Source organism: Amycolatopsis benzoatilytica AK 16/65, from assembly GCF_000383915.1.
Classification (GTDB): Bacteria; Actinomycetota; Actinomycetes; order Mycobacteriales; family Pseudonocardiaceae; genus Amycolatopsis; species Amycolatopsis benzoatilytica.
This window is the reverse complement of record NZ_KB912942.1, coordinates 4351505-4374554: the sequence shown is the minus strand read 5'-3', so window position 1 is coordinate 4374554 and position 23050 is coordinate 4351505. Positions and strand designations below refer to the sequence as shown.

The 23050-nt window shown below is 70.4% G+C and carries 24 protein-coding genes; 8 read left to right on the top strand and 16 right to left on the bottom strand.

What is annotated here, in order from left to right; translation table 11 throughout:
- The first annotated feature begins 31 nt into the window (after positions 1–31).
- Positions 32–508, top strand: coding sequence for a cupin domain-containing protein (locus AMYBE_RS0120110; protein ID WP_020661190.1), 477 nt, complete (start codon positions 32–34; stop codon positions 506–508).
- Positions 509–512: 4 nt separating this feature from the next.
- On the opposite strand, the gene AMYBE_RS0120105 is transcribed toward AMYBE_RS0120110, so the two are convergent.
- The 14 genes from AMYBE_RS0120105 to AMYBE_RS0120035 all read right to left on the bottom strand — a co-directional run bounded on the left by AMYBE_RS0120105 (position 513) and on the right by AMYBE_RS0120035 (position 13539).
- Positions 513–1760, bottom strand: coding sequence for a flavin-dependent oxidoreductase (locus tag AMYBE_RS0120105; RefSeq protein ID WP_020661189.1), 1248 nt, complete (start codon positions 1758–1760; stop codon positions 513–515).
- Between the two features lie 232 nt (positions 1761–1992).
- Positions 1993–2442: an SRPBCC family protein gene (locus AMYBE_RS0120100; protein WP_169515255.1), complete on the bottom strand. Its 450-nt coding sequence runs from the start codon at positions 2440–2442 to the stop codon at positions 1993–1995.
- Positions 2443–2530: 88 nt separating this feature from the next.
- Positions 2531–3025: a nitroreductase/quinone reductase family protein gene (locus AMYBE_RS0120095; protein WP_020661187.1), complete on the bottom strand. Its 495-nt coding sequence runs from the start codon at positions 3023–3025 to the stop codon at positions 2531–2533.
- A 261-nt stretch (positions 3026–3286) separates the two neighbouring features.
- Positions 3287–3541 carry a DUF4383 domain-containing protein gene (locus tag AMYBE_RS42020; RefSeq protein ID WP_020661186.1) on the bottom strand — a complete coding sequence of 85 codons (255 nt, stop codon included), beginning with the start codon at positions 3539–3541 and terminating at the stop codon, positions 3287–3289.
- Between the two features lie 13 nt (positions 3542–3554).
- The gene (locus tag AMYBE_RS0120085) at positions 3555–4739 is read right to left on the bottom strand and encodes a zinc-dependent alcohol dehydrogenase (RefSeq protein ID WP_020661185.1); all 1185 of its coding nucleotides are present in this window, start codon (positions 4737–4739) and stop codon (positions 3555–3557) included.
- 610 nt (positions 4740–5349) lie between these two features.
- The gene (locus AMYBE_RS0120075; RefSeq protein WP_020661183.1) at positions 5350–6414 is read right to left on the bottom strand and encodes an MSMEG_0565 family glycosyltransferase; all 1065 of its coding nucleotides are present in this window, start codon (positions 6412–6414) and stop codon (positions 5350–5352) included.
- The gene (locus AMYBE_RS0120070) at positions 6411–7244 is read right to left on the bottom strand and encodes a carbon-nitrogen hydrolase family protein (protein ID WP_020661182.1); all 834 of its coding nucleotides are present in this window, start codon (positions 7242–7244) and stop codon (positions 6411–6413) included. The genes AMYBE_RS0120075 and AMYBE_RS0120070 overlap by 4 nt, the downstream gene beginning before the upstream one ends.
- A 4-nt stretch (positions 7245–7248) precedes the next feature.
- Entirely contained in the window at positions 7249–8109 is an 861-nt protein-coding gene (locus AMYBE_RS0120065; RefSeq protein WP_020661181.1) for a carbon-nitrogen hydrolase family protein, read from the bottom strand.
- Positions 8106–9473 carry an MSMEG_0567/sll0787 family protein gene (locus AMYBE_RS0120060; RefSeq protein WP_034288908.1) on the bottom strand — a complete coding sequence of 456 codons (1368 nt, stop codon included), beginning with the start codon at positions 9471–9473 and terminating at the stop codon, positions 8106–8108. Before AMYBE_RS0120060 ends, AMYBE_RS0120065 begins: the two co-directional genes overlap by 4 nt.
- Positions 9474–9477: 4 nt before the next feature.
- Positions 9478–10539, bottom strand: a complete 1062-nt coding sequence (locus tag AMYBE_RS0120055) for an MSMEG_0568 family radical SAM protein (RefSeq protein ID WP_245573223.1) — start codon at positions 10537–10539, stop codon at positions 9478–9480.
- A 31-nt stretch (positions 10540–10570) separates the two neighbouring features.
- A complete protein-coding gene (locus AMYBE_RS0120050) occupies positions 10571–11083 on the bottom strand; it encodes an MSMEG_0572/Sll0783 family nitrogen starvation response protein (protein WP_020661178.1) in 513 nt (170 codons plus the stop codon).
- 37 nt (positions 11084–11120) lie between these two features.
- Positions 11121–11939: an amidohydrolase family protein gene (locus AMYBE_RS0120045; RefSeq protein ID WP_020661177.1), complete on the bottom strand. Its 819-nt coding sequence runs from the start codon at positions 11937–11939 to the stop codon at positions 11121–11123.
- A complete protein-coding gene (locus AMYBE_RS0120040; RefSeq protein ID WP_020661176.1) occupies positions 11939–13249 on the bottom strand; it encodes an MSMEG_0569 family flavin-dependent oxidoreductase in 1311 nt (436 codons plus the stop codon). Before AMYBE_RS0120040 ends, AMYBE_RS0120045 begins: the two co-directional genes overlap by 1 nt.
- Positions 13246–13539 (bottom strand): MSMEG_0570 family nitrogen starvation response protein, encoded by a 294-nt coding sequence (locus AMYBE_RS0120035; protein ID WP_084470085.1) that lies wholly within the window; start codon positions 13537–13539, stop codon positions 13246–13248. Before AMYBE_RS0120035 ends, AMYBE_RS0120040 begins: the two co-directional genes overlap by 4 nt.
- Before the next feature lie 731 nt (positions 13540–14270).
- Here AMYBE_RS0120035 and AMYBE_RS0120030 point away from each other — a divergent pair.
- On the top strand, positions 14271–15098 hold the full coding sequence (locus tag AMYBE_RS0120030) for an IclR family transcriptional regulator (protein WP_020661174.1): 828 nt from the start codon (positions 14271–14273) through the stop codon (positions 15096–15098).
- On the opposite strand, the gene AMYBE_RS0120025 is transcribed toward AMYBE_RS0120030, so the two are convergent.
- Together AMYBE_RS0120025 and AMYBE_RS0120020 are read right to left on the bottom strand one after the other, a co-directional pair.
- On the bottom strand, positions 15065–16084 hold the full coding sequence (locus tag AMYBE_RS0120025; protein WP_020661173.1) for a hypothetical protein: 1020 nt from the start codon (positions 16082–16084) through the stop codon (positions 15065–15067). The two genes, AMYBE_RS0120030 and AMYBE_RS0120025, sit on opposite strands and share 34 nt — an antisense overlap.
- Complete coding sequence (locus tag AMYBE_RS0120020) at positions 16085–17491, bottom strand: MFS transporter (protein ID WP_245573222.1); 1407 nt, start codon at positions 17489–17491, stop codon at positions 16085–16087. It lies immediately after the preceding gene.
- A gap of 115 nt (positions 17492–17606) precedes the next feature.
- Here AMYBE_RS0120020 and AMYBE_RS0120015 point away from each other — a divergent pair, with 115 nt between their 5' ends.
- The 6 genes from AMYBE_RS0120015 to AMYBE_RS0119990 are packed head-to-tail and all read left to right on the top strand — an operon-like array spanning position 17607 to position 22668.
- Positions 17607–18497 (top strand): DUF6282 family protein, encoded by an 891-nt coding sequence (locus tag AMYBE_RS0120015; protein ID WP_020661171.1) that lies wholly within the window; start codon positions 17607–17609, stop codon positions 18495–18497.
- 26 nt (positions 18498–18523) lie between these two features.
- A complete protein-coding gene (locus tag AMYBE_RS0120010) occupies positions 18524–19390 on the top strand; it encodes a cupin domain-containing protein (RefSeq protein ID WP_020661170.1) in 867 nt (288 codons plus the stop codon).
- Positions 19387–20163, top strand: a complete 777-nt coding sequence (locus AMYBE_RS0120005; protein ID WP_020661169.1) for an HpcH/HpaI aldolase family protein — start codon at positions 19387–19389, stop codon at positions 20161–20163. The genes AMYBE_RS0120010 and AMYBE_RS0120005 overlap by 4 nt, the downstream gene beginning before the upstream one ends.
- On the top strand, positions 20160–20999 hold the full coding sequence (locus tag AMYBE_RS0120000) for an LLM class flavin-dependent oxidoreductase (protein WP_051124748.1): 840 nt from the start codon (positions 20160–20162) through the stop codon (positions 20997–20999). The genes AMYBE_RS0120005 and AMYBE_RS0120000 overlap by 4 nt, the downstream gene beginning before the upstream one ends.
- Positions 20999–21919 (top strand): 3,5-dioxohexanoate:acetyl-CoA acetone transferase, encoded by a 921-nt coding sequence (kce, locus tag AMYBE_RS0119995; RefSeq protein WP_020661168.1) that lies wholly within the window; start codon positions 20999–21001, stop codon positions 21917–21919. The genes AMYBE_RS0120000 and kce overlap by 1 nt, the downstream gene beginning before the upstream one ends.
- Positions 21916–22668, top strand: a complete 753-nt coding sequence (locus AMYBE_RS0119990) for an SDR family NAD(P)-dependent oxidoreductase (RefSeq protein WP_020661167.1) — start codon at positions 21916–21918, stop codon at positions 22666–22668. Before kce ends, AMYBE_RS0119990 begins: the two co-directional genes overlap by 4 nt.
- The last annotated feature ends 382 nt before the right edge of the window (positions 22669–23050 follow it).

Genomic DNA, 23050 nt, shown 5'->3' with positions numbered 1-23050 from the left:
GGCGGAGGACGACACGAGGCCAGGAGGTGTGATGACCGGCGAGGAAATCGTGCTCGGTCCCCTGCCGAAGGGGATCACGCCGGCCCGAGAGGGCATGCGGAACAAGGTGTGGAACGTGCTCGGACACACGTACTCGATGAAGGCGGCCAGTGAGTCGAGCTTCGCGTTCGAGACTCTCGACCCGCCCGGCACCGGCGTGCCGCCGCACGTCCATCCGACGCAGGACGAGCACATCTACATCCTGGAGGGCGTGTTCACCGTCTACCTCGACGGCCAGTGGGAAACCGCCGGTCCCGGCGACACCGTGCGGATGCCGAAGGGCCTCCCGCACGCCTATTACAACCGCAGCGAGGACCTGACCCGGGCGCTGTTCTGGGTGAGCCCCGCCGGGAAGCTCGCCGCGCTGTTCGACAAGCTGCACAACCTGGAGGACCCGGCCGAGGTGGTCCGGCTGTCGGCACTGCACGACGTCGATTTCCTGCCGCCGGGGTCGGTGGAAGGGGCCTGAACGGTTACCGGCCGGGGCCGTTCACCTGCCGCTGGGACGCTCCGGAAGCCTGCGCGTAACCGGCGACGATCGCGTCGAGAGCGGCCGCGTCGATCACGTCTTCGAGGCGGGAAAAGCCTTCCGGGGCAAGGCGTTCGACTTCGTCGATGACGTTTTCCGGTCCGCCTCTGCGGTTGCGGAGCACGATCTCGCTGGTGGCAGCCAGCCGTTCGGTTTCATACGCCCGCAACGCCTCGACCGGACCGGAATGCCGTACCAGGCACTCGGCGAGGCTGGTCGCGTCGAGAATCGCTTGGCCGGCGCCGTTGGAGCCCATCGGGTACATCGGATGGGCGGCGTCGCCCAGCAGCGTCACGCGCCCGTGGGACCACGCCGGCAGCGGGTCCCGGTCGCACATCGGGAACTCGAAGATCTCCTCGGTGGCTTCGACCAGCCCGGCGTGGTCGACCGCCGCCGACCGGAACCGTCCGACGTGCCGGGCCAGCTCCGCCCGGTCCGCGGGCTTCGCCCAGTCCTGCCGGTCCGGCGGCGGGGCGCCTGGCCGGCCGGTGCGGATGCAGATCGCCCAGTTCGTGAGCCGGGTGCCCGCGGCGCGTCCCGGCCCGATCGGATAGACCACCAGCTTGGCCGCGGTGCCGCCGGCGACGATCATGGAACGGCCGCCGCCGAATTCGGGCCAGTCGGTGGCACCGCGCCACATCAGGACCCCGTTCCAGCGGGGAGGCCCCTCTCCAGGGAAGAGCAGGGACCGCGCGGTCGAGTGGATGCCGTCCGCCGCCACCAGCGCGTCGGCGTCGGCGGTGACCTCGGTGCCGCCGGCCCGCTCCGCGAAGCGAGCTCGCACGCCTCTCGCGTCCTGTTCGAACCCGGTCAGCAGGTGGCCGGTCCGCACCGCGTCGGGACCGAGCCGGGACTGGACCGCCCGCAGCAGCACGTTCTGCAGTTTGCCGCGGTGCAGGCAGAACTGGGGGAGCGTGAACCCGGCGTCCAGCCCGCACGGTTTGCGCAGGATCACCTGCCCGAGCCGGTGCGTGTAGAACAGCTCGCGGGTGCGGATCCCGACCTCGTCCAGCGCGTCGAGGAGACCGAGCGCCGCGAGTTCCTTGACCGCGTGCGGCAACGCGTTGATCCCGACGCCGAGTTCGCCGATCCGCGCGCTCTGCTCGTACACCGTGCAGGCGATGCCTTCGCGGTGCAGCCGCAGGGCCGCGGTCAGCCCGCCGATCCCGGCTCCGGCGATGACCACCTTCATCGCGGCCTCCTGTCCCCGTTCTCGCCGCCCAGCGTGGCGGAGACGGGCGGGGGACGCTACCGCCGACCGGCGACAGTCGCGGGGACGGCCCCGGACCCGACGACGATGCCTCCGGGTTCCGTGGGCCGCCCAGACCTCCGCGGGTGCGGGCGAAACACAGCGGGTCGGGACGGCGCGGGCGCTGCGGAAGGGCTGATGCCGCGCCGGCCGCGGACGGGACGCTGGAGACCACTCAGCGTTTTTTGCTGGTTTCTGCTGGCGCCGAGGGCTCGACCTCGGCCTTTACCGCGGCCAGGAACTTGTCGGCGGTCATTCCCTTGGCCAGGTCGGCCAGCTGCCGCAAAGGCGGGAACCGCCACAGCGAACGCGAATGGGACTCCATCGTCAGCTTCGTCCCGGAGCCTTCTGCCTCGAAGGACATCGTGATGTCGCCGGCCATGGACGACGACGACCGGTCGGTGATCCGCTGGTTGGGGACGAACTCGGTGTACACGTCGAAGCCCTCCCATTGCACGACCGGCGTCTTGGAAACCCAGTTGTAGGAGGTGCCTACGCCCTGATCGGTCTCTTTGACGTCGGTGACCTCGAAGTGCATCGTCGTCCCGTCCGGGACGTACCTCGGGTCCTTCAGGCGGTCGAACACTGTCTGCACCGGAGCCTCGACATGAATAGTGCGCTTCACGCTGCTCATCTCCCTGAATCGCTGGCCGGCAAAGTCTCACCGTCCCGCCGCCGGCAACGGCCAGCTAGAGGCGAAGGACCCACAGTGCCTAGCCGGCGGTGTCGCTCGGCTCCGGACGCGGCCCGCTTCGGCGGGTCAGGCGGAGGACGGGAAGTTCGCGGTCGGTGTGCTGCTGGAAGCGGGCGAACCGGTGCGCGGCGGCGGTGATCTGCCGCCACGCGTCCGCACGTTCGGCTCCGTGGAGTTGCTCGGCGGTGACCGGGATCGTGGTGCCGTCGATCTCGATCTCGACCCGGTCCGGGTGCGCGGCAACGTTGTAGTACCACGCCGGATTCCCGGCCGTGCCGCCCGCTGCCGCGACAATCAGGTAGCTGTCGTCCTTGCCGGGAAACCAGCAGACCACCGTCTTCCGCTCGATCCCGCTCTTGGCGCCTACGGTGGTCAGGACGAGCGCGTCGAAGGAAAAGAACGTGCTGAACGCCTTGCGGACCACCCGGCTGGTCATCCGGTTGTCCAGCCACCGCATGACCGGTCCGGAGGACAGGCGGCTTCCGCGATGTCCCGCGTGGGTGTCGAAGCTCATGAGGGTCCTCCCGCGTGTTCGTCGGCCGCGGGCTAGTCCGACCGACGCCTCGAGGACCGCGCACCGCGTGTTCTGCCGCCTAGCCCAGCAGAAAGCTGCGCCTCGCAACCAGTGCGGAACGTCCACATCGGCGAAGACGTTCGTCAGCTTGGCGGATTGCCGTCGGCAGTCGCCCGGGCGTCCGTGAAGGGCCCCTTGCGGGACTTGGATTCTCTCAAGGGTCCCTTCACGGACTCGATGAGCAAGAGCGGGCCGATTCGGTCACCCGGCGGGTTCGGCCCGGCTGCCGGCCAGCGCGACGATCAGTGCGGCCAGCAGTCCCAGCAGGCCCAGCGCGAGGTGCACGATCTTGAGCACGGTGCTGGAACTGAACAGCCACACCGCCCGTGACGTGTCGTGGCCCGCCGAGTAAGCCGTTTGCGGCACGAAGAACCCGGCGCCGCCGAGCACCAGGTAGATCAGCCCCAGCACCGCGACGACCGGCCGGGCCCACGCGCGGGTGGCTGTCGTCGGCATGGTTCTCCTTCCCTCAGGGTTTCAGGAGGATTTTCTGTGCCCCGTCGAGCTTCTTCTGGAAGATCTCGTATGCGTGCGGCGCCTCGGCCAACGGCAGCTGGTGCGTCGCGAAGCCCTCGACGCCGAGCGGATCGTCGTCCGCGGTCAGCAGCGGCAGCACGTCGTCGACCCAGTGCCGGACGTTCGCCTGGCCCATCCGCAACTGGATCTGCTTGTCGAACATCGTCAGCAGCGGCAACGGATCGACCATCCCGCCGTACACGCCGGAGAGCGAAATCGTGCCGCCGCGCCGGACCGAGTCGATCGCCGCGTACAGCACGCTCAGCCGGTCGATCCCGGCCTTTTCGGTGATCTTCGCGCCAACCGCGTCCGGCAGCATTCCGACGAGTGTGTGGGCCAGCTTGCCGACCGGTGCGCCGTGCGCCTCCATGCCAACCGCGTCGACGACCGAGTCCGCGCCACGGCCGTCGGTCAGGTCACGGACCGCGTCGCCGATCCGCCGATGGTCTCGAGTGTCCACAATGGTCGCTCCGTGCGCGCGGGCCCGGGCGAGCCGCTCCGGCACCAGGTCGACGCCGATGACCTTGCCCGCCCCCCGCCGCAGCGCGATCCGGGCCGCCATCTGGCCGATCGGGCCGAGTCCGAAGACCGCGACGGTGCCGCCGTCGGGGATGTCCGCGTACTCGATCGCCTGCCACGCAGTGGGCACGACGTCGGATAGGTAGACGAAACGCTCGTCCGGCGGTCCGTGCGGCACCTTCACCGGGCCGTAGTGCGCTTGCGGCACGCGGAGGTACTCGGCCTGACCACCGGGAAGCTGGCCGTACAGCCGGGTGTAGCCGAACAGGGCGGCACCCTTGCCCTGTTCTTTTACTTGGGTCGTCTCGCATTGCGACTGCAGCCCACGGGCGCACATGAAGCAATGTCCACAGGCGACTGTGAACGGGACCACGACACGGTCCCCCGGCCCGATCGACGTCACCTCCGGGCCGACTTCCTCGACGATCCCCATCGGCTCGTGGCCGAGGATGTCGCCCTGGTCGAGGAACGGGCCGAGAACCTCGTACAGGTGCAGGTCGGAACCGCAGATCCCAGTGGAGGTGATCCGGACGATCGCGTCCGTGGGCTCCTGGATCCGGGGATCCGGCACCGTGTCGACGCGGACGTCGCGCTTGCCCTGCCAGGTCACTGCTTTCATGACCGTCCTTCCGTGGTGGCTACTTCTGGCGAAGGTCGCGGGGCGGGGAAAGATCCTCCGCCGGAGCGACCGCCCGCTCTGCCTCAACTTCTGCGAGACGCTCCGGACCTGTCGGCGAGACACCGTCGCCCCGGCGCCCCTCCGGGCGGACGCCGTCGTCACGCGGGTCGGCGGACGGGCGGTCCTGGTCGAATCCCTCGGACAGTTCGCGGTCGGCCATTGCTGATCCCTTCGGTACGCGACGCATTCCTTCTCGGCTACCCGGCAGAAGCGCCGCGAAACGAATCCGCGCGCGGTCGCTCCCACCTCGCTTGCCGACGGACGCATGCGCACCGATTCCAGTGGTGACGGACAACGTGGCCAGCTCGACCAATTCCCGGTGGATCGAACGCTTCCGGCGCTCGGCCGGGCCGGTGCCGTATTCGGATTCAGTCGCGGCGCCTCCCGGCACGGTTCGGTGAACCGAACCGTCCCGCGTGGAGGGTTTTCCGGGAACCCGATGGAGAATCGACAGGAGACGGCGTGGACGCCGGTGTGCTGATCTCCGATGCGGAGACGGCCGCCGCGATATTCGCCTCCCGCCGCCAGTAGTGCGCGGGGAGGGCTCCCGCTAGGGACGGCTCAGAAGGGTCGAATAGAGCGATAGGTGGGCGCGGGCCGCGGTATTCCAGTCGTAGGAGGCAGCCAAGGTGCGCCCGCTCTGGCACAGGGCACCGGGCTCGGCGAGCGCGGCGCGCATCTGTTCGGCCAGGCCCGCCGGATCGCTCGCGAAACGGGCGGCACCGCCGAAGACTTCGCGCAGCACCGGCAGGTCGCGGGTGACGACCGGGACCCCGGCGGCCAGTGCCTCCATCGCTGCCAGCCCGAAGCCCTCCTTGGTCGACGGAAAGGCGAACACGTCCGCCGCCGCGACGAGAGACGGCAGTGCGTCGTGGCTCACCGGGCCCAGCACGACGGGCGTCACGCCCAGTTCGGCGGCCCGCTTGTCCCACGCCGCCCGGTAATCGCGGTAGTCGAACAGGGTCTCGCCGCCCGCGATCACCAGCTGGACGTCCGGATCGGTCTGCCGCAGCCGGGCGTAGGCCTCGAGCAGGTCGAGCGAACCCTTGCGCGGTTCGATTCCGCCGACCGACAGCACGAACCGCCGCGGCCATGCGGGATCGGGTTCCGCGGCGGAGAACCGTTCGTAGTCGACGCCGTTCGGGATCACCGTCGCCTCGATGCCCCAGCCCGCGCGCAGTTCGCGCGCCACCGCGGTAGATACACAGACGTGCGCGTACGGGCGGCGGATCGCGCGCTCGTGGCAGTCGGCCAGTTCGCGGGTCGTGAAGCTGTCGAGATGGTGGACGGTCCGCACGACCCGTTCGGCCGCGTTGGCGCTGATGCAGTCCTGGGCGTGGACGATGTCGTAGCCGCCGGGGTCGAACGCGGTGCGCAACGTGTCGATGGAGCGCAGGATCCGGGCCCCTACGTCTTCGCCCGCGACATCGGGGAACGGCACGATCCGCACGGCCACCGCGGGGTCGACCGGGCGGAAGAAGCCGCTGTCGCCTCCTCGGCCCAGCGACCACACAGTGACGTCGGCGCCCTCCGCGGCGAGCGCCTCGGCGAGGGCCAGAGTGTGCACGACCCCGCCGCGCGGTTTCGTCGAGTAGCTGAGCAGGGCGATCCTCACGGGCGGCTCCGGTACGAGTCGGGTTTGCGTTCGGCGAGGTGGTGCAGCACCCGCCGGGCGGTGGACACTTCGGCTTCGACGTCGACCTCCGCGATCGCGATGCCGGCTTTGCTCCAGGTGCGAGCCAGGATGTCGCCGCCCGGCCCGACCACCTTGGCCTGGCCGAGGAAGCGCATCCCGCCCATCGCGCCGGTCTGGTTGGACGACGCGAGCACCACCTGGTTCTCCGCGGCGCGCGCTTGGTCGTAGAGGTCGAACAGCCGTGCCTGGCGGTCCTGGGACATGCGCGGCGCGCGGTTGGTGATGCTGGTCGGCCACGCGGACAGACAGGCCAGGATCTCGGCGCCGTCCAGCGCGAGGCTGCGCGCGGATTCGGGGAACGTCTTGTCGTAGTCGATGAGCATGCCCAGCCGCCCGACGGGCGAGTCGAACGCGGCGAACGACGAGCCCGCCGAGTAGGCGGCCGCTTCGCCCGGCGGCTGGTGGACCTTGCGGTGCCGGCCGAGCACGCCGTCGCCGGTGACGCACACCGCCGCGTTGTACCGCGCGTCGCCGTCGGCCTCGCAGTACCCGACGCACACGACCATTTCGGCGGCCAGCTCGGCGATCTTGCGCAGGTACGGGTCGTCCGGGGCGAGCGCGGGCGGCAGCGCCTCGGGGTCGGGGCAGCGCAGGTCGGCGAGGTATCCGCCGAGGGCGGCGTCCGGCAGCACCAGCAGCGCGGTCCCCGAGGAACGGGCGTGCTCGATGAGCGTGGCGATGCGCTGCAGGTCGAACTCGAGGTCGCGGCCGAAGTGCGCGGCCACGGCTCCGATGCGGATGGTCCCCATCGTGTCAGTATCGCGTCGTCGCGGGTTTCTTCGCGCTGGAGGCCAGCGCCGGGTAGGCATCCGGGCGCCGGTCGCGCAGATGGCCCATCGAGCGGCGAGCCGTTTCGAGCGCCAGCCGGACGTCGAGTTCGGCGACCGCGACGCCGTCGGCGACGCCGGTGGCGGCCAGGACCTCGCCGCCCGGGTCGACCACTTTGGCGCTGGCGACGAACCGCAGATCGCCGAACGATCCGGACTGGTTGGCGGACAGCCACACGATCTGGTTCTCCAGCGCCCGCGCGCGGTCGAACAGGTCGAAGCGCCGCTTCCACCGGTCCTGTGCGAGGTCCGCGGCCGGGTTGGTGCGGCTGCCCGGCCACGCGGACACACAGACGCCGATCTCGGCCCCGTCGAGCGCGAGGCTGCGCGCGGCTTCGGGGAACGCCTTGTCGTAGCAGATGAGCATGCCCAGTCGCCCGACCGGCGTGTCGAACGCGGAGAACCCCGTGCCCGCACGGTAGGTCGTGTCCTCCGACAGCGGCTGGTGCACCTTGCGGTGGTTGCCCAGCACGCCGTCGCCGGTCACGCAGACCACGCTGTTGTAGAGCTGTCCGTCGGAGTGCTCGCAGTAGCCCGCGGTGACGACCATGTCTCCGGCGAGGGCGGCCAGGCGTTTGATCTCCGGTCCGTCCACCTCGAGCGGCGGGGGCCCGTCGGCATCGCCGTCGAGATTGGCCAAGTAGCCGCCGAGGCAGGCTTCGGGCAGAGCGAGCAGCCCGACCCCGTCCGCGCGGGCGTCGGCGATCAGCGACGCGACGCGGTCGAAATCGGCCTCCAGGTCCCGGCCGAACGGCGCTGCTGCCGCGCCCATCCGCAGCGTGCTCATGAAATCCCCAATCCGGTCACCCCGGCTGCGATGACCGGGGTCTGTTCTCCGTCCGGCCAGCGCAGCACCACACCGCGGCCGGCTACCAGTTCGCCGCATTCGGCACTCGTCGCCGGTCCGGCGTCCAGCTCGTCCGGCCCGGCGGTGAGCATCGCGTAGCCCGGAAAGCAGGTGAGCCAGTCTCCGACACTCGCGCCGCGCGGCCGCGGCACGGCGGCGACGTCCAGCACAGCGCCGCAGCCGCTGGCCTCGGCCAGCATGCCGAGCGTTCCGGCGATGCCCGCCATCGACACATCCTTCGCCGCCGCCGGCCGCGCTCGCGCGACGGCGGTCAGCATCGCGCGCAGTTCCGGGGTGCGCCGCGACGTCGTGGAATCCCATTGCCGCCCTGCGTAGCCCGGCCGCCACCGCCCGCCCAGGTCCGCGGTCAGGCGCACCCGCTGCCCAGGTCGTCCACCGCCGCCGGGCACCGGGAATTCCGTGCGCCCCAACGCGGTCACCGCGAGCGCCGCGGGCACGCCGAGTTGCGTGTGCCCGCCCAGCACGGGTACGTCGTAGGCCTGGCTCGCCCGGCGCAACCCGCCGAGCACTCGGCTGGCGAACGACGCGTCGCGCGCGCCGAGCGCGTCCAGCAGCCCGACCGGACCGGCGCCCATCGCGGCCAGGTCGTTGACATTGACCAGGACCGCGCACCAGCCGGCCCAGTCCGGGTCCCGCTCCACCATGGACGGCAGGATCGCGTCGCAGGCGGCCACGATGTCACTGCCCGGAATCGGAACGCCGTCGTCGCCGACGAACCCGGGTACGCCGGTCATCCCGGACAGGAGCGGGCCGAGATCGCTCTTGGCGGCGTGGGCCAGCGCGGCGATGCGGTCGATCCGGTAGCGCATCAGCACGTGCGGCGTCCCGGCCACGGTGACCGGGCGGACCCGGTCCCATGCCAGGCGCGTGAACAGGCGCTCGTTGCGGGCCTGCACGGTCGCCTCGAACCGCAGCACACCGGCGTTTTCCGCGTACGCGCACGCGGCGCGCACCAATGCCGGGCCGACCCGGCCCCGGCACGCTGGATGCACCACCAGCCGCCCGCCCAGCCACCAGCCCACGTCCTCGGCGGTGGCCGGGCCCAGCCGGACACCGCCGATCACCGTGCCTTCGCGATCACGGGCGACCAGGACGACGGTGCGCGGGTCGGCGTCGCGTTCGTCGAGGTCGTGGGCGTCGAACAGGCCCTGCTCGTGCACGAAGACCTCGGTGCGCAGGGCGTGGTAGGCGCGGATCGCGGCCGAGTCGGCAGGTTCGACGCGGAAGGCCGGCCGGTGGGCCAGCGTCGCCGAGTCGCCCAGCAGGGCCAGCACGTCGGGCATCATCTCAGGCCCCCGCCGCGCTGAGCACCCCGCACGCCCCGCAGGCCGCGCAGCCGGCCTCCTGGTCCGCGCCGCGCATGTCCGCTTCCCGCAACAACTTCGCGACCCGCTCGGTCACGTCGCGCACCAGCGACGCGGGCGGGCCCGGCACTCCGTCCCGCCGGGCGAGCGTGCCGGCCATCGGCCGCATCGGCACGACGAACGGGTACACGCCCCGCTCGATCAGCCTCGCCGCGCCCGCGACCAGCTCGTCCGGGTTCTCGCCGAGGCCGATGAGCAGATACGTGGAGACCCTGTTGCGGCCGAACACCCGCACCGCCTCGTCCCACGCGGCCTCGTATTCGGCCAGCGGCACCGAACCTTTGCCGGGCATCCACCGCCGCCGGACCTCGTCGTCCAGCGACTCCGCGTGGATGCCGATCGACGTCGCGCCCGCCGCGCGCAGCTCCGCGATCGCCGACAGGTCGCCCGGCGGCTCGATCTGCACCTGGACCGGCAGCCCCGGCACCGCCTCGAGCACCGCCCGCACACAGCGGACGAGGTGGCGGGCGCCGCGGTCCGCGCCCGCCGTAGTGCCGGTGGTCATCACCATCTGCCGCACCCCGTCGAGCCGGACGGCCGCCTCGGCGACCTCAGCCAGCTGCGCCGGGGTCTTCGCCGCGACGGTGTCCCCGGCTTTCAGCGACTCCTCGATGGTGCAGAACCGGCAGCGCTGGTCCTCGGCGTAGCGGATGCACGTCTGCACGACGGTCGTGGCGAGCACGTCCCGCCCGTGCAGCAGCGCGATCTTCCGGTACGGCACGCCCTCGGCCGTGGACAGGTCGTAGAACTTCGGCCGGGATACCGGTTCGACGGTCAGTCCCAGGTCGATCCGTCCGTTGTAGACGCGGCCGTCCCTGAGCGTGTACGGGCTCCGCGGATTCAGCGGCAGCGCCGCGTTCGCGCCGTCGACGACGAGATGGCCGTCGTCGCTCGGGCCGGCGCCCTTGTGCCGCCGCACAGGAGCGTCCCAGCGCACCCCGTGCACCGCGAGGTCGGTCCGGGCGTCCAGGTTGTCGGTTTTCACGCGCACTGCCTCCTTCTCCTTGAGCCCGGGTTCACCACATGTAGGTGGAGTTGATGATCGCCCCCTTGCGCGCGTAGTGGATGAGCGCGTCCTGCACGTCCAGCGGGTGCGTCGGGATCACGCCCTCGATCAGGTCTTCCTCCCGCAGACCGTGCAGAGAAAGGCCGAAGCGGCAGCAGTAGACCTTGCCGCCCTCCTTGATGAACGTCTTGAGCTGGTCGTTGATGTTGTGCTCGCCGGGGAACGCGGAGTTGCCGGTGGTCGGGAATCCGCGGGTGGCCATGGCGTTCATCGAGCCGGGGCCGTAGAAGTAGATGGCGGACTCGAAGCCCTTGCGCTGGGCGCGGGTCGCCTGCAGGATCGCCACGAAGCTCACCGACGATTCGTGCGCGATGCCGTGCACCAGCGTGAAGTACGACTGGCCGGGCTCGGCTTGGTAGTCCGGGAACACCTTGGTCCCGCCGTAAATGCTGGCGCCCTCGGGCAGGGACGGGTGCGGGATCTCTTCGAGGCTCTGCTGTTCGGTCTCGGTCAGCTCGGACACGGGAATCTCCTTGATTGTCGGGATACCACGGGTTTTCTCACCCGTAGAGCTTTTCGAAGGTGCCGCGGAACACCGCGTCCGCGAGCTCGCCGTCGCCGGCCGCGGCGGCCAGCCGGGCGTGCTCGCCGGCCTGGTCGCCCCACGGCTCGTCGCTGGCGAAGAGGATGCGGTCGCCGCCGATGCCGCGGCGGTCCACCTCTGCGGCCAGCCAGCGGGGCGCGAAGCCGATCGCCCAGGACAGGTCGGTGTAGACCTGTTTGCCGGCCGCGATCCAGTCGAAGAACCGGCTGCCCACCAGCTTGAGGTGACCGCTCATGCCGCCGCCGAAGTGCACCAGGTGCACCTTGGCGTCGTCGCCGTATTTCTCGACCAGCGTTCCGACCTCGTCGATGTCCGAGGCCGCGCCGGGGGAGGTGTGCACGTGGACGACGAGGTCGTGTTCCCGTGCGGCGGCGAAGATCCGGTCGAGGCCAGGCTGGCACGCGGGGTCGGTGGGACGGCCTCCGAGCAGGAAGCTCAGTTTCAGCGCCCGCACGCCCGGCTCCGCGGCCAAGCCCAGCGCGTGCGCGGTGCGCTCCGCGTCGCGTTCCAGCGGCGAAACCCACAGCCCGGCACGGATCCGGTCGTCGCGCTGCGCCGCTTCGACGCAGAGTTCGTTGAAGGAGAAGGCGATCGCCGGATCCGGCACGCCGTAGTTCGGGATGACCAGCGCGCGTTCGGTGCCTTCGGCGTCGAGGTCGGCGATCAGGTCGCCGATGGTGGCGCGGGCGCCGAGGTCCGGGCGGACCGCCGGTCCGCCGTAGAACGGGTACGCGGGCAGCACGCCGAGGTGGCGGTGTGCGTCGTTGACCGGCATCAGGCCACCGTCCTGGACTTGCCGGAGGGCAGTGAGGGGAAGGTGCGTCCCGGGGTGCCGGCGATCCAGTGCAGGCCGTCGGCCGGGCGGTTCGCGGCGGCGATGTGCGCGGCCAGGTGCTCCGCGTCGTCGGCGACCCCGCAGAACCGGCCCGAACCCCAGGTGTGCTGCCAGGGCAGGCCGATGAAGTAGAGGCCGGGGCAGCTGGTCACTCCGCGCTCGTGCGCCGGGTAGCCGCGGCCGTCGAAGACCGGCACGTCGATCCACCGGTGGTCCCGGCCGAAGCCGGTGCTCCATACCACCGAGGCGATGCCGGCTAGCGCGATGTCCAGTTCGGACGGTCCGTCCGGCGGCTCCCACACGGGCACGTACCGGCTTTCGTCCGGGGCGGCGATCGCCTTGGCGGCGATCCAGGCGTCGATGGAGTCCTTGATGCTCTCTGACACCGCGTCCGCAGCGTTCAGGTTCTTCCGCAGATCGCCGGCGAAGCTCAGCCGTCCCTTGCTGATGCCGGCGAGGCGGCCGTGCAGGCGCATGCCGTCCCGGGCGAAGGCGCGCAGGTCGATGTCGTGTCCGCCGTCGCGGCCGGTGACGTAGTGGTTGGCGCGCAACCGCACTGCCTCCGCGTCAGCGAACTCGTCGATGCCGCGGCGGTAGTAGCCCATTTCGTCCAGCCACGCCACGACGTCCCGGCCGCGGTACCGGCGGGCCACGCGCGGCGCGCTGCCGACCGCGAGGTGCACGCGACGGCCGGCCAGGTGCAGGTCCTCGGCGATCTGGCAGCCGGACTGGCCGGTGCCCACGACGAGCACCTCGCCTGGCGGCAGCTGGTCCGGGTTGCGGTAGTCGGCGGAGTGCAGCTGGACCACGTCCTCGGGCAGCCGCTCGGCTATCCGGGGAATCAGCGGCGTCTGATAGGGACCGGTGGCCAGCACGACGTTGTCCGCGGCCAGCTCGCCGTCCGAAGTGGACAGCCGGAATCCGTCCCCGGTGCGGCGCAGGCGGGTCGCTTCGACTCCCTCGGCGAGGGGGAAGTCGAAGGCCTCCCGGTAGGCGCGAAGGTAGGCGACGATCTCGTCGCGGACCATGAACCCGTCGGGATCGTCGCCCGGATAGGGGAAACCGGGCAGGCGGCACTGCCAATTCGGAGTGACCAGGCAGAACGAGTCCCAGCGGCGGTCGGCCCACTCGTGGCCGACGGTGTCGCGCTCGAGCACCACGTGGTCGATGCCCTGGGCGGACAGGCAATGGCTCATCGACAGTCCGGCCTGCCCGCCGCCGACCACGACGACGGTGTGGCGGCCGGTCATCGCTCGAACCCTTCGACGGTGACCTGACCGTCGTCGAACGACCGGGCGCGGGCCTGGATGTCGGCGAACTGGGCCGCGGCCCGGACACAGCCGAACCCGCGGATGCGGCGCACCCGCTCCGAGGCCTCGGCCAGCGCCTCGCGGCTGCGGTCGACGAAATCGGGGACCGGGTAGCTGTCCCCGGCGGCGAAGAACTCCTCCGCCACCGTGGAGGGCGAGTAGCATCGCTGAACGGAGGCATCGGGCCACCGAATGCGAAAGTGTATCTCCGGCACGGGTTTCCTCCCCATCTGCGGCGATGAGACCAGTTCACCGGCCCGCGATGTCCGGATCGTTTCCTCCGGAACACCGGCTCGTAAAGCCGAACCTGTTGTGTTGCAACGGTGTTACGCCGACCCGCTTTCCGGGCGGTTCGGCGCGGCGCATGCGATCCGTGACGCGTGGACGAGTGGACGGTGATCTCGGCAGGCCTCGGGGTCGCGCCGATGGTCTGGATGGGTTTGTCGGGGTATCGAGATTGAGCTGGTGCCCGAGCAAGAGCGGTGGCCGGCGACTGATCGGTTCCGCTGCACATCCGGCGGCGCGCTGCCCGCAACCTCGCCCGCTGGAGCGAGCTGTGCGGGGGAGAGGCGCGAGAGTTGATTCGCGACCTCGCCGCGAATTCCCTGAACTGAGCACGCTCGGCCAGGTGTTAGGACGGCGGTGCCGATCTTCAGGTCCGCGCGCTCCGACCGACGCGACTGTGCGCGGAGTCGGAGACCCTGACCCTAGGCAGGGACCGCCCAGTTCACGCGCGACACGCCCTGCCCGCGATGACCGAGCACTTCGCGGACCTCCGGGCCCGGCTGACACGGATTGACGAGGCGGTTGCCCCACTGGAGACCTTAAGGCCCGCGAGAATCCCTCGCGCCGTTCCTGATCGCGAGCAGCGCCCGGCCCTGCCGGTCGGCGGACCCGCTGACGGTCGCCGCGGCAGCAGAGAAACCGGGCGTCCGGTAGCCTGACGAGTGCTGTTCACGAAGTGAACACCCAGATCAAGCTCATCGGCGGAGGCTTCGTGACCAAACCGACGCGGTCCCGCGAAACTCGCGCCGACCAGGCGGACATCCAGGCGGTGAGCCGGGTCAGCCAGATCCTGTCGCTGTTCGACGCGGCCACGCCCGAGGTCACCGCGGTCCAGGTCGCCGAGCGGCTCGGGCTCAACCGCACCACGGCCTACCGCTACTGCACCTCCCTGGTCGCGGCGGGCCTGCTGGAGCGCAGCGCCGACGGCGGCTACGCGCCCGGCGGCCTGCTGTTGCAGCTCGGCGCGTTCGCGATCGGCCACCGGCGCGTGGTGAACCTCGCGCCGCGGCACATGCAGGCGCTCTCGCGCGCCACGCAAACCAGTGCGGTACTGAGCCTCTGGGGGCTGACTGGGCCGGTGGTGTCGCGGGTCGAGGAAACGGTGTCCACGATCGTCGTCGTGTCCGTGCGGGTCGGCAGCCACTTGCCGCTCGACACCGCGCAGAGCAAGGTGTTCCTTGCCTACCACGCCGACCAGCTGTCGGTGGAACGCCTGATCGGCAACCTTTCCGGCACCGCGCGCGACGAACTCCGCGCCGAGATTGACCGGGTTCGGGAAGCAGGCCATTGCTCGGCGATGAGCACTCCCGGCATCGTCGCGGTGGCCGCGCCGGTTTTCGACGAGTACGGGATTTGTGCGACCCTGGCCATCGTCGGTCCGGACAACACGCTGTCGATGTCGGACGACGCGCCCGAACTGCGCGTCGTCGTCGACACGGCCCGGGAGCTCACACACGAGCTGGGCGGGCACTACCGTCCGGACGACCGCCAGCGCGCGGTGTAAGGAAGCCAGGCGGGCGAGGGCAGCGGCGCGAGGTCGGCGTACTCGCGTGCCCCGGCCACCGCGCTGCCGACGAACTCGTCGAAGCCCTTTCCGTCGAGGCATTCGCCGACGCTCGCGACCAGCTCGCGAAGCGCCGCGGGCCCGCCGATCCACAGCGCTGTGACGACCTCGACGGCACGTGCCCCCGAGGCCAGGAACCGCAGCACGTCGGCGCCGGTCCGGGCGCCGTTGGTGCCGATCAACGGCACGTCCAAGGCCTGGAAGGTTTTGCTGACCCAGTACAAGCTCATCGGGAGGCAGCCGGGCGACCCCCACGCTCCCCACGAGCCGAGTGCCACGTCACCGTCCACAGTGGGCAGAAAACCGGGGTACCGGCCGACGAGCCCGACCGCGTCCGCACCGGCGGAGCGCGCGGCGCTGGCCAGCGCGACCACGTCAGAGGCTTGCCCGGGCAGCTTCACGAATAGCGGCACGCCGACGGCGGCGCGGACGATCCGCACCGCGTCGCGCACCGCGTCCGCTTCGGTCAGTTGACGCACCGCGCGCGCCTCACGTCCGTGCGGTGCGCCGATGTTGAGTTCCACCGCGGGCACCACGGCTGTCATCGCCCGTCCGATCAGCGCTGCTTCGGCCGGATCGCCCAGGGTGATGCTGCCGATCACCGGACATCCGCGAGGTGCGCCGTGGGCAACGGCGGCGCCCAGTGTTTCGAGCCAGCCGGCAAGCTCGACCTGCGCGAGTCCGGAACGATTCAGCAGGCCGTCCCGCCGCTCGGGCGGGCCCGCCCGCACCTCCCCTTCGGGGGAGACGAACGCGTAGTCCGCGATGTCCAGCTGCCGCCGTGCCGCGGCGCTTTCGTTCACCGACTTCGCCACGACCGCCCCGGCGCCGGCGTCGATGCAGGCGATCAACCCGTCGAGGGTCATGGTGAGCTCGGACGAGCCGACCCACACCGGGTTCGCCGAGGCGAGTCCTCCGACGTCCATTCAGGACAGCGCCGGGATCGTGCGGTCGTCGGCCATGTCCACGTCCTTGGTTTCCGGACCGAGGAATCCTCCCAGGCTGATCAGCGCGCCCGCGACGACCAGCAGCACCGCCGGGGCCAGGTGCGCGGGCAGGACGCCGTCGAACCGCTGGAGGTAGAACTGGTAGAACGCGGGCGCGATGAGCGCGAGGCTGTAGCCGACGCCGTACCCGGTCGAGCGGATGCTCGCCGGGAACCGCTCGGTCAGATAAGCGGCGATCGGCCCGAACGTGCCGACGGTGAACACCCCGATCACGACGCCGAACCCGAGTGCGGTGCCGAAACCGCCGTGCGACACCATCAGCAGGGTGTAGGCCCCCGAACCGATCACGACCACCGCCAAGCCGTAGCCGATGTAGAACGGCCGCCGCCCGATGCGTTGCGACAGCAGGCCGAACAACGGGTAGGAGATCGCGGCGGACGCGTTGATCACGAGCATCGTGAGCGTGACCTCCTTGCTGGACAGCAGGAGGTGCGCCTTCAGTTGCGCCGGTGTCACCGCGGCTTCCATGTTGGTCGCCAGCCAGGTACCGGTCATCAGCACGAACACCTGGCCCAGCGCGCGCGGGTACTTCACCAGCAGCCGCACGAGCGGCAGTCTGTGCTTCTCGCCGGTCAGCTGGACCGGCGGCTCATGCACCTGCTTGAGGTAGTAGCGGAACAGCACGACCGCCAGCAGCGCGCCCACCACGAACGGCACCCGCCAGCCCCACTGCACGTAAGCACTGTGCAGCCCGGCGGCCGGCAGCATTTCCAGCATGAGCAGGGTGATCGCGGCGATCACCGCGTAGGCCGCGGGCGAGGTCGAGGTGATCACCGAGGCGTAGAGGCCTCGTTTGTGTTTCGGGCTCCACTCCATCGCCAGCGGCACCGCGGTGGTGTATTCGCCGCCGAGGAAGATCCCGTCGACGAACCGCAGCGCGATGAGCAGGCCGACTGACCACATCCCGATCTGTTCGTGCCCGGGCAGGCAGGCGGTCAGCAGGGTGATGACGCCGAATCCGCCGACCGCGACCAGCGTCGTCTTCCTGCGCCCGACGGTGTCCGCGAAGTGGCCGAAGATCACCGCCCCGAGCGGGCGGCCGATCAGCGTCGAGGCGAAAACCAGCGATGCCAGCAGCGCCGTCGTGCTCGCGCTCAGATTCGCTGACTGGAAGTACGCCGTCGCCGGCGCCAGCACGACGATCGGCAGGTAGATGTCGAACTGGTCGACAAAGTAGGCGAGCGTCCCGCCGCGGACAGCGGCGCGCACCTTGGCGAGGTCGGGGCTGTGCGACGCGCCGGCGGGCACGGCGGTTTCCGCGGAGCTGGGCGGTGTGGACATCGGCGTCCTCCGGGCGGGCTCGACAAGTTCGAACTTGATGTTCACGAAGTGAACTCAAAACACTCTAAGTCGCGCCGATGCCGAGCACAAGGGTGGTCGAAGGGTTGACAGGCGGTCTTATAGTGAAATTCGACTTCATAATGCGAACGAAAGGTGACTCATGAGCCCGCGCCCCGCTCTTGCCGCCGTCCTCGACGGACTGGTCGACCTGCACGTCCACTCCGGCCCCAGCCCGTTCCCCCGGCGGTTCGACCACGTCGAAGCCGCCGCCGACGGCGCCCGGATCGGGATGCGCGCGATGGTCGCCAAATCCCACCACCACAACACGCAGATGGATGTCCTGGCGATGAAGGGCAGGCTCGAAGGCGTCCAGGCGCAGGTTTTCGGCGGGATCGCGCTCAACAGCACGGTCGGCGGGCTCAACGTGCACGCCGTGCGCATGTGCCTGCGCATGGGAGGCAAGGTCGTCTGGTTCCCGACCATCTCGTCCGGCCGGCACATCGACTGCCACCCCGAGGACGGCGCCTTCCCGACCACCACGGTGCCGCTGACGCTGGAGCGGATCGACATCGTCGACGGCGACGGCCGGCTCAAGCCCGCGGCGCTGGAGATCCTCGACGAGATCAAGGACCAGCAGGCGGTGCTCAACGGCGGCCACATGTACCCGGAGTACATCCGCACGTTGTTCCAGGAAGCGCACGAGCGCGGCCTCAAGCGCATGGTCGTGAGCCACCCCGACTTCGTCATCGGCGCCGACCTGGACCTCTGCCGGGAACTGATCGGGCTCGGCGCGTTCATCGAGCACGAGGTCGGCATGTACGACCCCGAAGGCACCCAGAAATGGGATCCGAAGCAGCTGCTGACCTGGATCGAGACGCTCGGCCCCGAGCACGTCGTGCTTGCCTCGGACTTCGGGCAGAAGTCCAACCCGAAGCCGGTCGACGCATGGCTGCGGGTGAGCGAAGCGCTGCTCGACCTCGGTCTGCCGGAGAAGGACCTGCGCCGCGTGGTGCGCGACAACCCTGCCTACCTGCTGAACCTTGACGACTGATTCCTCTTGGCCGGAAGGACGATTCCGTGTACGACAAGGACGATCCCCGCTCTGCCCTCGCGACCGCGGACCGGCCCGACGCCGGCGCCGACATCGCCGCAGCCCAATACCTCGACCTGACCGCCACGCCGATCGTGCGGGCGCAGAACGTCGTGCTGATCCACACCGAGGCCCGCGAGGGTGACGACCTCGACAACGGTGCGCTCGAAGGCGAACTCGCCGTTGTCGTGACCGACGCCTCGCCCTCGTTCACCGTGTTCACCGACGCCGGCGCGACCACAGTGGACACTCCGGGACTGGTTGTCGTGCCGCCCGGCGCGTCCCGGATCAGCGTGCACGGCGACGGCCCGCTCGTCCGCCTCGTCGAAGCGACCGAGCCCGCCTGGCGCGACCGGGCGGCCAATGCCGGCGCCTACACGGAGGACCACGCTCGCGTCGCGCTGCTTCGGCGGTGGCCGGAACCCGCGGGCGAGCCGCGCGTCCGGGTGTACCCGCTGTCGGAGGTGCCGGACGACCCGAAACGGTTCGGCCGTATCTTCCGCACGCGCTCGTTCATGGTGAACTTCCTGCCGCGGCAGGACGGCCCGCGCGACCCGCGCCGGCTCTCGCCGCACCACCACGACGACTTCGAGCAGCTTTCCCTTGCTGTGCAAGGGGAGTACCTGCACCACATCCGCACGCCCTGGCTGCCTGACCGCACCGGCTGGCGCGAGGACGAGCACGTGCGGATCGGCAGCCCGTCGGTGACGATCATCCCGCCGCCGACCGTGCACACGTCCGAGGCCGTCGACCCGGGCGTGAACCAGCTGATCGACATCTTCAGCCCGCCGCGGCAGGACTTCTCGGAGAAACCGGGCTGGGTCCTGAACGCCGACGACTACCCGATGCCGTGAGCGGCGCGCGACGCACCGGCGGCGGCCTGTTCGACCGGCCGTCGACTCCGGTGGGCACCTGGCTGAAGATCGCGTCCGGCGAGCCGGTCGAGATCATGGCGTTCGCCGGGTTCGATTTCGTCGTCGTAGACCTGGAACATGCGCCGCTCGACCTGCAGACCGCGTACCGGCTGATCAACTCGGCCGCCGCGCTGGGCATGACGCCGCTGGTGCGGGTTCCGGACAAGACGCCGTCGACGATCCAGAAGATCCTGGACGCGGGTGCGATGGGCATCCTCGTCCCGCACGTCGACACGGTCGAAGATGCGGCGGCGGTCGGCCGCGCGTGTCGGTTCCCGCCGCACGGCGTTCGCGGCGCGGGCGGCACCAGCCGGGCCGGCGGGTGGGGGTTGCGCCCGAACGCGGAGTATCTCGCGTCCGGAAACGACGACGTGTTGTGCATTCCGCAACTGGAAAGCGTGGAGGCGATCAAGGCGGCGCCCGAGATGCTCGCACTGGACACAGTGGACGCGGTGTTCGTCGGTGCGGCGGATCTGTCGATGTCGATGGGCACGACGCCGTCCTCGCCCGAAGTGCTGGAACTGGTCGCGTCCGCGATCGAGGCCGCGCACAGCGCGGGGAAGCGGTGCGGCCTGGCGTTCGGCGGGGTCCCGGAACGGGCCGCGCGTGCGGTGCGGGACGGCTGCGATTTCGTCCTGCTGAGCAACGACACGACGATGCTGGCGGAGGCTGCCCGGGGGCTGGTTGCCGGATTCCGGAAGGCGGACGGGTGAGCCTCGTCCTGCCGCGCACCGCACTGTCGATCTCGGAACCGGATAAACTGGACCACCACGGGGTCGTGCGCTTCGTGCGTGCTCTCGAGGACTGCGGCCACCGCATGGTCTGGCTTCCCGAGGTCGCCGGGCGGGAGGCGTTCACCACCGCGGCGCTGGTGCTGGCGTCGACGGAACGGCTGATCGTCGGGAACGGCGTCGCGCGGGCGTTGGAGCGCGTGCCCAAATCGGCCGGTTCCGCGGCACGCGACCTCGCTGCCGGGTACCCCGGGCGATATGTGCTCGGTCTCGGCGTCAGCGGCGCGGTCCGCGAGCGCGGCGTCGGGCCGTTGCCGTTCCTGCGTGGTTACCTCGACGGGATCGACGAGGTCGCGGCCGATGTGCCGCGGGTGCTGGGCGCTTACTCGCAGGGGATGACGAAGCTGGCGGCGGACCGCGCCGACGGGCTGATCACTTTCCTCGTCCCGCCGGAGCACACGCGATGGGCACGGGAAACGGTCGGCCCGGACCTGTTCCTCTCCGTCGTCCAGTGGGCGGTCGCGGGGCGCGACCGGGCCGCGGCGCGCGAGGTCGCCCGGGAACGGCTCGCGTACTACCTGACACTGCCGCACCAGCTCGCGAAGCTGACCAGGCTGGGCTTCACCAGCGCCGACCTCGCCCCGCCCGGATCCGACCGGCTGGTCGACGCGCTCGTCGCATGCGGAACTCCCGAGCAGATAAGGGAATCCGTTCGAGCCCAGTACGACGCGGGCGCGACGCAGGTCGCGCTCACCCTCGTCGGCCCGCTCGACGACGCGAAACTCGCCGCTTACCGCGCACTCGCAGAGGAGAATTGATGCGCACGGCCGAGAAAGTCATCATCACCACGGCGATCACCGGCTCGGTGAACGTGCCGTCCCAAAGCCCGCACTTGCCGTTGTCGGCCGACGAAGTGGCCGATGCGGCGATCGAGGCCGTTGAGGCCGGGTCCGCAGTCGTGCACCTGCACGCGCGCGAACCCGACGGGCGGCCCACTTCGGACCCGGAGGTGTTCGAGAAGATCGTCGGGCGCATCGCCGAGCAGACCGACGCCGTCGTCAACGTCACCACCGGCGGCGCGTCGTCGATGACGATGGACGAGCGGCTGGCCGCCGCGCGCCGGTTGAAACCCGAGCTGGCGTCGATGAACATGGGATCGATGAACTTCGTCTACTCGGGCATCGCCGACAAAGTGACCGAGTGGCGCCACGAGTGGGAAGAACCGTATGTGCGCAATACCTATTCGCATCCGTTCGTGAACACGTTCGACCGGATCGAGGACGCACTGCGCACCCTCGGCGCCGCCGGCACCCGCTTCGAGTACGAGTGCTACGACATCGGGCACCTTTACTCGCTGGCGTACTTCGCCGATCTCGGGCTGGCGAAGCCGCCGTTGCTGATCCAGGGCGTGTTCGGAGTGCTCGGCGGCATCGGCGCGGACCACGCGAACCTGGAGCACATGGTGCGCATCGCCGACAAGCTCTTCGGCGACGACTACTGTTTCTCCGCGTTCGCGGCCGGACGGGACCAGCTGGCGTTCGGCACGCACAGCGCGTGGCTCGGCGGACACGTGCGGGTCGGCCTGGAGGACAGCCTGTGGATCGGCAAGGGAAAACTGGCGCGGAGCAACGCCGAGCAGGTGCGCAAGATCCGGGCGGTCGTCGAGGATCTCGGCAAGCCGATCGCGAGCCCGGCCGACACCCGGGCGCTCCTGGGACTGCGCGGAGGCCAGGCATGAGACTGCTGACCGGGAAAGCGGTGCTGGTCGTCGGGGCCAGCTCGGGCATCGGCGCGGACGCCGCGCGCGGGTTCGCTGCCGACGGCGCCTCGGTAATGCTCGTGGCGCGCACCGCGGAACCCCTTGCCGCACTGGCGAAAGACCTCGCCGCCGACGGCCACGACGTCGACTGGACGATCGGCGACGTCTCGTCCGCGGACAGCGTGGCCGAGTTTGTCGCCGCGACGGTCGCGCGGTTCGGCAGGCTGGACGGTGCCTTCAACAACGCCGCGATGGGCCAGGCGGGCAGGCTGGACGAAGTGTCCGAAGAGGACTTCGACCGGATTATGACCGTGAACGTCAAGGGAACGTGGCTGTGCCTGCGCGAGGAGGTCCGGGCGATGGCACCGCTAGCATCCGGTTCGATCGTGAACGTGAGCAGCATCGGCGGGGTGCGCGGCAGCTCGGGCATGGGCGCGTACCAGGCGACGAAGCACGCGGTGATCGGATTGACCCGCACCGCGGCGCACGATTTCGGTCCGCTCGGCATCCGGGTCAACGCGATCGCTCCCGGCCCGACGGAAACGCCGATGCTGGACGAACTCCGTCGGACGCTGCCCGACGGAGTGGCGGCGAGGATCGCGGCCACCCCGCTGCGGAAGGCCGGCACGGGCGCCGAGGTCGGTTCGGCGGCGGCGTTTCTGCTGAGCGACCGGGCGAGTCACCTCAGCGGCGTGGTGCTTCCGGTGGACGGCGGCTTCACCGCGTGACCCAGCGGCACCGGTCTCAGCCGGTGCGGCGGCAGCTCGACTTGTGGCTGACGTTGTGCGCCACCTTCCGGCCACGGTCCGCCATACCGATGTCCGAATGGTGACACCGGCGAAACAGCTGGTCCGACGAACCAGCTCTGGCGGGTGCGTCCGAGAGACGAGCTAGCCACTCGCCTTCCGCGGGAGGGCGAGTGGCTAGCCGCGGTCAACCGCTCGCGATGGCGTGGTCGTCAATGATCGTCGTCACTGCGGGAGCAGACCTGAACCGGCCGGAGACGCGGCGCTCGCCGCAGCCCGGGTGATGCCGTTGCCGAACGGTGGTCGGCACGCGATAAAGGCCCTGGTCACCTCTGTGACCAGGGCCTTTGTGCCTCCGGGCGGA